Annotated in this window: 9 protein-coding genes; 4 read left to right on the forward strand and 5 right to left on the reverse strand. The window is 66.7% G+C overall.

What is annotated here, in order from left to right; genetic code table 11:
* The 3 genes from ACFPN5_RS10305 to ACFPN5_RS10315 are packed head-to-tail and all read right to left on the reverse strand — an operon-like array spanning position 1 to position 2,533.
* Entirely contained in the window at positions 1–249 is a 249-nt protein-coding gene (locus tag ACFPN5_RS10305; protein WP_379782816.1) for an acyl carrier protein, read from the reverse strand.
* Complete coding sequence (locus tag ACFPN5_RS10310) at positions 246–1,349, reverse strand: GNAT family N-acetyltransferase (protein WP_379782818.1); 1,104 nt, start codon at positions 1,347–1,349, stop codon at positions 246–248. The genes ACFPN5_RS10305 and ACFPN5_RS10310 overlap by 4 nt, the downstream gene beginning before the upstream one ends.
* Positions 1,346–2,533, reverse strand: a complete 1,188-nt coding sequence (locus ACFPN5_RS10315; RefSeq protein WP_379782820.1) for an aminotransferase class I/II-fold pyridoxal phosphate-dependent enzyme — start codon at positions 2,531–2,533, stop codon at positions 1,346–1,348. Before ACFPN5_RS10315 ends, ACFPN5_RS10310 begins: the two co-directional genes overlap by 4 nt.
* Before the next feature lie 171 nt (positions 2,534–2,704).
* Here ACFPN5_RS10315 and ACFPN5_RS10320 point away from each other — a divergent pair, with 171 nt between their 5' ends.
* From ACFPN5_RS10320 to ACFPN5_RS10335, 4 genes are all read left to right on the forward strand, one after another.
* On the forward strand, positions 2,705–4,303 hold the full coding sequence (locus ACFPN5_RS10320; RefSeq protein ID WP_379782822.1) for an acyl-CoA ligase (AMP-forming), exosortase A system-associated: 1,599 nt from the start codon (positions 2,705–2,707) through the stop codon (positions 4,301–4,303).
* Complete coding sequence (locus ACFPN5_RS10325; RefSeq protein WP_379782824.1) at positions 4,300–5,535, forward strand: pyridoxal-dependent decarboxylase, exosortase A system-associated; 1,236 nt, start codon at positions 4,300–4,302, stop codon at positions 5,533–5,535. Before ACFPN5_RS10320 ends, ACFPN5_RS10325 begins: the two co-directional genes overlap by 4 nt.
* A 192-nt stretch (positions 5,536–5,727) precedes the next feature.
* Complete coding sequence (locus ACFPN5_RS10330; protein ID WP_379782826.1) at positions 5,728–6,612, forward strand: hypothetical protein; 885 nt, start codon at positions 5,728–5,730, stop codon at positions 6,610–6,612.
* A 12-nt stretch (positions 6,613–6,624) separates the two neighbouring features.
* Positions 6,625–7,683 carry a polysaccharide deacetylase family protein gene (locus ACFPN5_RS10335; RefSeq protein WP_379782828.1) on the forward strand — a complete coding sequence of 353 codons (1,059 nt, stop codon included), beginning with the start codon at positions 6,625–6,627 and terminating at the stop codon, positions 7,681–7,683.
* A gap of 61 nt (positions 7,684–7,744) precedes the next feature.
* Here ACFPN5_RS10335 and ACFPN5_RS10340 read toward each other — a convergent pair whose 3' ends face one another.
* Together ACFPN5_RS10340 and ACFPN5_RS10345 are read right to left on the reverse strand one after the other, a co-directional pair.
* Positions 7,745–9,250: a lipopolysaccharide biosynthesis protein gene (locus ACFPN5_RS10340; protein ID WP_379782830.1), complete on the reverse strand. Its 1,506-nt coding sequence runs from the start codon at positions 9,248–9,250 to the stop codon at positions 7,745–7,747.
* Complete coding sequence (locus ACFPN5_RS10345) at positions 9,247–10,485, reverse strand: glycosyltransferase (protein WP_379782832.1); 1,239 nt, start codon at positions 10,483–10,485, stop codon at positions 9,247–9,249. The genes ACFPN5_RS10340 and ACFPN5_RS10345 overlap by 4 nt, the downstream gene beginning before the upstream one ends.
* Positions 10,486–10,489: the final 4 nt, after the last annotated feature.

Consider the following 10,489-nt stretch of genomic DNA (forward strand, 5'->3'; position numbering starts at 1 on the left):
TTACTCGGCGCGTTCGGCAACAAAACTGGCCAGGCTGCCGAGGGTGGCAAAGGTGCTGGCGCTGATGTCGTCGTCGTCGACGACGATGCCGAAATGCTCTTCCAGCGCGCCGATCAAGGTCACCACGGCCATCGAGTCGAGCTCGGGCAGGCTGCCCAGCAGCGGCGAGTCCGCCGTGAGCGCTTGCCCGGCCGGGCCGAGGTGGAGCACGTCGATCAGGAGTTGCTTGACTTCTTCAAGGTACTTCATAGGCTCTTTGTCGTAGTGTGCGCCGGGTGGGATTTCGCCTTGGCGCGCGCCTCCAGCAGCGTATGCAGGCGCGCAAGTCCCGGCCAGCGGTAATAGTTGACATGGTACATAGTGCGTACCTCTTCCGTCCAGCGCGTATGCCATTCCATCACGCGCCCGTAGAATTCCAGGCGATCGAATTTGCCGCCATCGCCGCCGGCGTCGAACAGGCTGCGGCAGGCTTCCTCGCGCATGAGCAGGGTCGGCGACAGGTTCGACGGCACGCTTTCGTCATAGGCCGTCTTCAGCACCACGATGCTGGTCCCGTCTTCGACGCACAGGTCCATCGCCACCAGCTGCTCGCCGAGATAATAGCGGTAGATGCTGGCCGCGCCGCGCGCCGCCATCCCTTCCAGCATTGCGCGGTAATAGCGGCCCTGGGCGTTGTCAACGCTCACGGCCGTGCCTTCGCCGCCCTTCCAGCCCGTGGTCTCGAGGCGCCCGTAGTCCGCGATGCCTTGCGCCATGGCGCCAGGATCGCGGTCCACCTGCAGGCGCGTGGCGACGCCGTCGCGCTCGAGGCGCGCGCGCTGTTTTTTCAGGTTGCCCCGTAAATTCTTGCCGCGTGCATTCCAGTAGTCCTCGAAACTGCCTGCCAGGGTCACGCGCGCGGTGTCGATGTAGTCGAGGGTACGGGTGCGCGGGCCGTCCGCCGGGCGCGCCATCAGCATCGGGTCCATCTGCGTGAGCGCGAGCATCAGCGGTGCGCCGGGCAGGGCGTTCATCAGGCTGCGCGCGAGCCCTGCCGTGTCTTCTCCTGGCGCCTGCAGCCACAGGCCGACCGGCGCCTGCGCCGGCTGGAAGGTGGTCCAGGCGCCGCGCCGGCCCGGGCGCACGATCGCCATCGCACGGATGGACGCGCCCGCGTTTGAACCATCTTGCAGACAGGCAACCAGCTCGTCCCCGCGGCCGAAGTGGTCGATCAGTGGGGCCACGAAATCGGCTGCCAGCAGCGCCGACGCGTTGCCGGGGCCGAGAGAGGCATGCAGGCGCGACCAGGCGTCACGGTGCTGCGCGCAATCATGCGCAAAACCGCGCGCGGGGGCGAAGGTCCAGCTCATGCGCTTGCCGCCTCGCGCAGGCGCGCCGCCAGCCAGGCCACTTCGCTGCTGGTGAGTTCCTGGTGGCAGGGCAGGGCCAGCACCTGGCGCGCCAGCATCGCGCTATTCGGGCAGGTAGCGGCGTCGACGCCCTGCCAGGGTGGATTGCTGAAGCGCGTCAGCGGCACGCCGAGCGCTTTCAGGCGCGCGAACAGGGCGTCGGGGTCGCTTGCTACCAGGGGGAACACCCAGGGGCAGGCGCCGTCCGGCAGCTGCGGGTGCAGCGCGCGTACGCCGGGCATGTCCCTGATCGCTTCCTCCAGGCGCGCATAGTGGCTGCGGCGCAGCGCCTGGATGCGCCCTGGCGAGGCCAGTTTCAGCATGGTGCGCGCGAAGAGCGAGGAACGTTTATCCAGCCAGCGCGGGTCGAAGTTGAAGCTGCTGTCGGAAGAGGCAGGCGCCAGCGCCGGGGCCGGGCTGGTGCGGCGGCGTTTGACCAGTCCCCACAGCGCGCCCTTGGCCCGCAGCGGCAACCACAGGGCGGCGCGCACGGCTTTCAGGCGGCCGTAGTCGAAACCGCGTTCCAGCGAATTGAGCGCCACCTTGGCCTCGAACCCGGCGCCGGCCGAACGCAGGGTGACGCCCTCGAGCGAGTGCCGCGCCGACACCAACGCACCGCCTTCGTAGACCGGCAGGAACTTCATGCTGCTGGCAATCGCATAATCTCCCCAGGCGCCGACCGGGCGGCCGCCGTGCTCGCCGATGAAGCAGTGGGCGCAGTCCTCGATCAGTTGGACGCCGCGCGCGTCGCACAGCGCGCGGATCGGCGCCATCTCCTGCGGGAAGCCGAAGTAGTGGGTGACCATCACGGCGCCGGTGGCGGGGGTGATCCTTGCGGCCAGGTCGTCGAGGTCGACCGCGGCGTTCGGGCGCACCCGGTAGAACACGGGCCGCGCGCCGCGCCACAGCACCGGCGGGATCATCGAGGGGCTGTGGTAAGCCGGCACCAGCACTTCGTCCCCCGGCTTGATGCCGATCTCGCGCAGCGCAAGCGCGATCGCCACGCGCCCGCTGGTCACGAGCCGGTAGTTGCCGGCGTCGAGCACGGTGCGTGCCCGCGCACCGCCCGCGCGCCGGAACGAGGACGCCGACAGGATCGGCGCCAGCGGAATCAGGGGCCGGACGGGAAGCGGGTTGGCAAGCATGCGGGCAGTATAAACCGGGTGTTGAAAAATTTGCCACGAAACATTCCCGGCTGGTACGAAAACGGCGTGTTCGACACGGCCAAAAAGCTGCAAGCTGTTAAGATTGCGAGCTGTGCGGCCTTCCCGTCCCGCGCGCGCACCGACCTCGCATCGACTTCGCATCGACTTGATATGGCTGACCTGATCCACGATTTTGTTTTCGATTCCGCCCGCCGCACGCCCGCTGCCGAAGCGCTGGTGTATGGCGGCACGCGCCTCGACTACGCTGCGCTGGCAGCCGGCGTCGAAGGCGCAGCCGGGGCGCTGCTCGACGCCGGTGTCCAGCCGCGCGAGCGCGTCGCCGTGTTCCTCGAAAAACGCATCGAAAACGTGGCCGCGATGTTTGGCGCGTCAAGCGCCGGCGCCGTGTTCGTGCCCGTCAATCCGCAACTCAAACCCGAGCAGGTGGCCCACATCCTGGCCGACTGCAATGTGCGTGTGCTGGTCACCTCGAACGAGCGGCTGGCGCAACTGAGCGAAGTTCTCGTGTCCTGCCCGGACCTGCGCACGGTGTTTGTCACGGGCGCGCCGTCCGAACATGCGGCCGCTGGCGTGCACATCGAGGTGCGCGGCTGGGACGCGTCGCAGCGCCCACCTGGCGCCGGCGTGCTGGCCGCGCGCCGCCCGATCGACGCCGACATGGCTGCCATCCTGTATACCTCGGGCAGCACCGGCAAACCGAAAGGCGTGGTGCTGTCGCACCGGAACATGGTGGCCGGTGCGAACAGCGTCGCCAGTTATTTGCACATGACGCCGCAGGACCGCATCCTGTCCGTGCTGCCGCTCAGCTTCGACTATGGCCTGAGCCAGCTGACCTGCGCCTTCCTCACCGGCGCAACCGCCGTCCTGATCAACCACCTGTTCGCCAAGGACATCCTGAATGCCGTGGTGGCCGAGCGCATCACCGGCCTGGCCGCGGTGCCGCCGCTGTGGTTCCAGTTGTCGACCCTGCCGTGGCCGGCGGATTGTTCGCTGCGCTATTTGACCAATTCCGGCGGCGCGCTGCCGACCACCACAGTCGCCAGCCTGCGCGCAGCCCTACCCGGCGCCGAGCTGTTCCTGATGTATGGGCTGACCGAAGCCTTCCGCTCGACTTACCTGCCGCCTGCGGAACTGGCGTGCCGCCCCGATTCGATGGGCCGCGCGATCCCGAATGCGCAAGTGCTGGTGGTGCGCCCCGACGGCACGCCCTGCGCGCCGAACGAGCCCGGCGAACTGGTGCACCGCGGCGCGCTTGTGTCGCTCGGCTACTGGAACGATCCGGCCAAGACCGCCGAGCGTTTTCGTCCGGCGCCGGGTCACGACCCGGCGCTGCCCCTGGTCGAGATGGCCGTCTGGTCGGGCGATACCGTGCGCATGGACGAGGAAGGCTTCCTGTACTTCATCGGCCGCAGCGACGACATGATCAAGGTGTCCGGCTACCGTGTCAGTCCCCTGGAAGTAGAGGAAGTCGTGCACGCGACCGGACTGGTCAGCGAAGCGGTCGCCTTCGGCGTGCCGCATCCGCAACTGGGCCAGGCCATCGTATTGCTGGCCCTCCCGAAAGACGCGGATGTCACGGGCGCCGCGCTCCTGAAGCAATGCCAGCGCCGCCTGCCGGCCTGGATGGTGCCCGCCCATGTCGCACTGCGCGATGCGTCCTTGCCGCGCAACCCGAACGGCAAGATCGACCGCAAGCTGCTGCAGCAATCCTTTATCACGATGTTCGACGTCCCTGAAAGCAAGCCATGAACGCGAAACCGGTCCACGCGGCGCAAACCCTGTTCCCGGTCGTCGACGATTGCCTGCAGGTGGGCGGCGTGCCGCTCACCCGCCTGGCCCAGCGCGTCGGCAGCACCCCTTTCTATGCCTACGACCGGCGCCTGCTGACGGAGCGGGTGGCCCAAGTACGCATGCACCTGCCTCACTCGCTCGAGCTCCATTATTCGATGAAGGCCAACCCGATGCCGGCGCTGGTCCAGCACTTGTCCACCCTGGTGGACGGCATCGATGTCGCCTCCGCCGGCGAACTGAAGGTGGCGCTCGACACCGGCATGGCGCCCGAACGGATCAGCTTTGCCGGTCCCGGTAAATCGGAGGCGGAGCTGACCCGCGCGGTGGCAGCCGGCGCCGTCGTGCATGCGGAGTCCGAGCGCGAGATCCGCGCGCTAGCGAAGATCGGCGAGCAGCTCGGTATCGAACCCCTGCTGGTCCTGCGCATCAACCCGGATTTCGAATTGAAAGGCTCGGGCATGCGCATGGGGGGAGGAGCGAAACAGTTCGGCATCGATGCCGAGGATGCGCCGCGCCTGTTGGCGCTGGCCTCGAGCCTCGGACTGGCAACCCTCGGCTTTCACATCTTCAGCGGCTCGCAGAGCCTCAAAATGGAAGCCATCATTGAGGCGCAGGCCCAGACTCTTTTGTTGGCCGAACGGCTGGCCGCGCAGGCGCGCGATCCGGTACGCATCCTGAACATCGGCGGCGGCTTTGGCATTCCGTATTTCCCGGGCGAGGCGGCACTCGACCTGGCCCCGATCGGCGCCGCGCTGGACGCAGCCCTGCCGCGCGTACACGCAGCACTGCCCCAGGCCCAGGTCTCGATCGAGCTGGGACGCTATCTGGTGGGCGAGGCCGGCGTGTACGTGGCGCGCGTGGTCGACCGCAAGGTCTCGCGCGGCCAGGTCTTCCTCGTGACCGATGGCGGCCTGCACCATCATCTTGCCGCCTCGGGCAACTTCGGCCAGGTGATCCGCAAGAATTATCCGGTCGCGCTCGGCAACCGGATGAGCGCATCGGGCGACACCGAGACCGTGTCCGTGGTCGGCCCGCTGTGCACGCCGCTCGACCTGCTGGCCGAGCGCATGGACTTGCCGGCAGCGGAAGTGGGCGACCTGGTCGTCGTGTTCCAGTCGGGCGCCTATGGCCGCTCGGCCAGCCCGCAGGGCTTCCTCAGCCATCCGGACGCGCCTGAAGTGCTGGTATGAAACAGGTGTTGGCTGGAGTGTGGACGTCTTGAAAAAATTGCGTTATCTTAAAAGTTGCCTACTTATAAATTTAGTGCGGAGTGAAGCAGCGGCAAGAGGCACCTTCCCGCACCCGCACGTGCACGCGCAGGAAGCATGACAGCCCCATTACCAGCACAACCTGCCTTGACCGGCACCGCTAAGGAACGCCTTGTGGGCGCACTTGCGCACCTGCACTCTCTGGGCTTGCCTGATGCGTCGCCGCGCCTTGCGCGCTTCCTGGGCGCCTTCGACACGCTGCGGCGCGACTCCCGCTACAAGGACGTCCCCGATGCGGCGCGCGTCATCCATGACGAGGTGCTGCGCGCCGCGGGCGAGCCTGCGGCGCGAGCGCTGCTGTTGGCGGCGCTGTTCCAGGCCGTATGCGGCAGCCTGGCCGGCACACGGCTCCCGCTGCTGCCGCCGCGCGTGCTGAACCACCAGTTACGTCAGTTCGCGCGCATCGTCGCGCACGATGACGCCTTCGCTTTCGAGTGCAGCCTCGCCAGCGACGCCTACATGAAGGAACTTGGCCTGGCGCGCCTGCGCCTGTATGCCGGCGCGTCAAACCTGATCGATCCACAGGCGGGAGTGGCGCGCTCGGTGCTATGGAAGGGCGGTCCCTTGCAGCTCTTGCGGCGCGCGCTGCTGTTCGCGCGCATCGGCGGATTCAAGCCCTATTTCGAGATCCATGCGCACAAGCTGTATATGGAAGAATTCAGCGCGGAAGGCCGACGCGAATGCTACCGCTGCTGCGCCGACCTGTATGCCCTGCATCCCGAGATGCTGGGCATGTACGCCGGCAGCTGGTTTTATGACCCGGCCGTGGCCAGATTGAGCCCACACCTGGCTTATCTGCGCGACGATGCCGTTGCCGGCGGCTGTGCCTGCCTGTTTGTCGCACACGACGAGCAGGCTGTGAGCTATTCCACCGCAAAGTCGGAGAAGAGGCGCGCGGCCTGGGCTGCAGGCACCTATCGCCCCGCCACCTATGCCCTCGTCTGGCCACGGCGCGCGCAGATCGCCTGGGCGCGCCGCGAGCCCAGCCCCATTTCATAAAAGACCTTACCGATGTCCCTCAAAAAAGCTGTCCTCACCGCCGCCAGGTCGGCCGGGTTCTTCGCGTTGATGCGCGCTGTCACACGCAAGCGTCCACGCATCCTGTGCTACCACGGCGGCAACCTGGGCGACGAGCGCGAGTACAACCCGAAACTGTTTTGCACCCCACAGCAACTGCGCGAGCGCCTAGACTGGTTGCGCAGTCACGGCTTTGTGCCGGCCACGCTCGACGAGACGCTCAAGCCCGGTGACGGGGACCGTATCCCGGTCGCGGTGACGCTCGACGACGGCTGGTATTCGTCGTACCACGACCTGCTGCCGCTGCTGGCCGAATATGGCTACCGACCGGTGCTGTACCTGCACTCCGAAGCCTATGAGCAGGGTGCGCCGATCGCGGGCGTCGCGCTGCGCTACCTCGTGTGGCGGGCGCCGCGCCGGCAGTGTCACGTGAACGGATTCACGCAGGACCTGGACGGCGGCTACGACCTGGTGCGCGATGCCGACCGCCGCATGCTGGTCGAGCGCGCCGAGCGCTGGCTGCGCAGCGTCGCTCCTTCCGACGTGGAAGCGGCGCTGGTGCGCCTGGCCGAAGCGGTCGGGGTGCCAGCGGCGACGCTGGACCTGGCCTCGCGCCGCTTCAGCTACATGACCCGCGACGAGCTGCGCCAGGCGGCTGCGAACGGCTGCGCCATCGAGCTGCACGGCCACGTGCACAGCTACGAGCCGGGTAAGCTCGAAATCAACCGCGCGAACATCGAGCGCTGCCGCGAATCGATCGTGGCGGCGGGACTGCCCAATCCCGTGCACTACTGCTATCCGAGCGGGCGCTTCGATCCCGCAGCCCCTGCGGCAATGCGCGCCGCCGGCGTGCGCACCGCGACCACCTGCCTGCCGGGACTAGTCAACATCGCGGGACCGGACGATGCATTCTTCCTGCCGCGTTTCCTGGATGGCGGAGATGTCTCGATGATCGAGTTCGAGGCCGAGATGAGCGGGGTGCTGGCGCTGGTGCGCAAGCTGGCGGCGATGGTGCCGGGACGGGCGGGGGCGCGGATGCCGGCGGTGGCCTGAAAGCCGGTAACAGCTCACATCCCCATAAAAAGATGGCGCCCTTGTGGGCGCCATTTCTTTCTCAACTCACCAGCTTGAGCCGGATACCCACTTTGCCCAGCATGCCCTGCACCCGGCGGAAGGCGAACTCCTCGGCGCCTTGCGGTTGTCCAGCCATGCGCCACAGCAGGTACATCATGACCACATACACTAGTGCGCCCGTTGCAGCGCACAGCAGCAGCGCCAGCAGGTAGTCGAGCGTTTCCTGGCGCAGCACCAGCTGGCTCTTGATCGCTACCACGACTGCCATCATTGCCAGCGACGCGATCAGGGGGCGCATCAGCTCGCGGCAGAAGCGGGTGGAGGACAGGCTCAGGCACTGAGCGACCAGGTACTGGTTCAGCGGGATCAGGAGGATCGAGGTGCCCAAGTACGACCAGGCGGCTCCCTGGGGGCCGTAGTAGTACACGGCGGGAATGAGCGCCGAGGTCTGGATCAGCACCTGGATCGACGTGATCAGGGTGATCCGCTTGGTCATGCCGAGTACCAGGTAGATGTAGCCGATGTTCGTCTGCAGCGCCTTGATGATGCCGTACACGGCCAGCAGCTGGATGATCGGGATGGCGTCCTTCCACTTCCATCCGAGCGCCGCCGGCACCAGCAGTTCGGCGACCGAAACGATGCCGATGCCCGCCGGCAGGGCGATCAGGGCAATGGAGGCGATCACTTTCAGGAAGCTGTCGCGCAGCTTGTCCATGTCGTGCGCGGCCTTGGCATAGCCGGGGAAGGCGGCGCGGTTGATCGGCGCGACCAGTTCGTTCGATGGCAGCAGCGATATTTCGGCCGCGATCGAATATACGCCGACCGACCCCGCACCGCTCAGGCGGGCGATGACGAAGGTCGGCGCGCGGTTGTGCAGGAAGTGGATGAAGTTGTTCACCATCAGCCATGCCGAGCCATGGAACATCTCGCCCTTCGCCGCCAGCGAAAAGCGCGGCCGGTAGCTGCTGACCACATACGACATCACCAGCGACAAGACGGTGCCGGCGAGCTGGCCGATCACGAGCGCCCAGTAATTGCGCAGGTAAATTGCCAGCGGAATGGTCACCAGCAGGCTCGACATGCGTTTGCTGAGCAGGAATTTGAATTCGCGGTCGAAGCGCATGTCGCGCCGGAATTTCACGGTGCCGATGTTCGAGAAGCCCTGCAGCACGAAGCCGGCGGCCATCACGTACAGGATCGTCTCGAGGCGCGGCTCGCGGTAGAAAGCGGCCGTGGCCGGGGCCAGTAGCACCATCAGGATGCCGCAGCCGGTCGCGAACATCACGTTGAAGGTCCAGGCCGTGTCGAAGTGATCGCGTCCCGCGTTCGGGTTCTGGATCAGCTGGATGTCGAAACTGAAGGACATCAGCAGCGTCATCGCCGCCAGCAGCACCATGCTCATGCTGACCAGGCCGAAGTCCTGTGGCGCCAGCATGCGCGCCAGTACCAGGGTGCTGATCAGGCCCAGGGCATTGTCGAGCATCTTGAAGCCGACCATCCATGCCGCGCCCCTGGCGATCTGCTTGTTGACACTGTCCGTGCTCACCGTGCGGCCTCGTCGAACAGTTGCGCCAGTTGCACCGCCTTGTGCGCGCGCGAGGATTGCGCCACCAGTTCCTCGCTGGCGCGGTGGGCGGTCCCGCTCCGGACTGCGGTCACAAAACGGGCAATCGCCGGCGCTAGCGCGGCGGTATCGTCGATCGGCACCATGTCGCCGAAGCCAGCGCCGCGCAGCACGCCGGCCGTTTCGCCGACGGCATCGACCAGCCCGAGGATTGGTTTGCGGGCGCGGAAGTATTCGTAGATCTTGGCTGGGATCTGGTTGTTGTAGGGCGTGCCCTGGAAGATCAGGAGGCCGTCGGCGGAGAGCATTTCGTGCAGGGCGTCGCGGTAGGGCACCGGCGGCAGCACCTCGACGATGTCTTCCACGCCATGCCTGCGCACCTTCTCGATCGTGCCCGGAATGTCGCCCGGCGCGCGCAGCACCACGCGCAGGGACGCGTCGATCGTGCCCGCCGCTTTGAGGTGCGCCAGCGCGGCCAGGAACTGCTCGGGGTTGCGCCCGGCCTCGTACAGGATGCCGCTGTGCAGCAGCGTGGTACGGGCATTCACGCTCGGGACAATGCCGTTCGTCGAGGCGGCGAAATCGTCTTCGTCGTAGCCATTCTCGATGACGTGGAACTTGGCTGGGTCGATCTGCGGGAAGCGCGTGCGGTAGGCGTTGCGTGCGTTGTCAGTGGTGAACACGGCAAAGCGGCAGCGCTGCAGCGTCTGCTTCTCCAGCCAGCCATAGATGCGCCGCTGGCGCTGGGAAGATGGATGGGCCGGCTGCAACATCGGGTCGCGGAAGTCGGCGATCCAGGGCAGGCCGGTGATGCGGTGCAGGGTCAGGGCGATCAGGTGCGCGGTAGCGATCGGGAAGGTCGACCAGATCACGGACGGCTTGTGCTGGCGGATCAAACGCAGACCGGCCAGCACGCCGTGGCCCCACCAGCTGATCCAGCGGTCGGGCAGTGCCATCAGTTCGCTGTAACGCCCGCCGAAACCAAGGTGGCGCTTGGTATCGAGCGCAAAGGCACGGCATACCACCAGGTCGGCCGGCAGGCTGGCCAGCTGCGCAGGATTGTGGGTAGCGTAAGCGCGCGGGTTGGCCGACAGGACCAGCGGATGCCAGGCGTGCGCCTGCAGGCGCTTCGAGAAGCTCAGGGTGCGCTGGACGCCGCTGCTGCCGGTCTGTGGCGGGAAGTGGAAAGCCACCATCAACGCGTGTTGTGTTTTCATGCTT

Origin of the sequence: Massilia niabensis (assembly GCF_042655085.1) — a bacterium.
Classification (GTDB): domain Bacteria; phylum Pseudomonadota; class Gammaproteobacteria; order Burkholderiales; family Burkholderiaceae_D; genus Telluria; species Telluria niabensis.

Bases quoted from the DNA above. Each gene is read 5' to 3' on its own strand.
- ACFPN5_RS10335 (WP_379782828.1), top strand. From the start codon at position 6,625: ATGTCCCTCAAAAAAGCTGTCCTCACCGCCGCCAGGTCGGCCGGGTTC.
- ACFPN5_RS10320 (WP_379782822.1), top strand. From the start codon at position 2,705: ATGGCTGACCTGATCCACGATTTTGTTTTCGATTCCGCCCGCCGCACG.
- ACFPN5_RS10305 (WP_379782816.1), bottom strand. From the start codon at position 249: ATGAAGTACCTTGAAGAAGTCAAGCAACTCCTGATCGACGTGCTCCAC.
- ACFPN5_RS10325 (WP_379782824.1), top strand. From the start codon at position 4,300: ATGAACGCGAAACCGGTCCACGCGGCGCAAACCCTGTTCCCGGTCGTC.
- ACFPN5_RS10310 (WP_379782818.1), bottom strand. From the start codon at position 1,349: ATGAGCTGGACCTTCGCCCCCGCGCGCGGTTTTGCGCATGATTGCGCG.
- ACFPN5_RS10345 (WP_379782832.1), bottom strand. From the start codon at position 10,485: ATGAAAACACAACACGCGTTGATGGTGGCTTTCCACTTCCCGCCACAG.
- ACFPN5_RS10315 (WP_379782820.1), bottom strand. From the start codon at position 2,533: ATGCTTGCCAACCCGCTTCCCGTCCGGCCCCTGATTCCGCTGGCGCCG.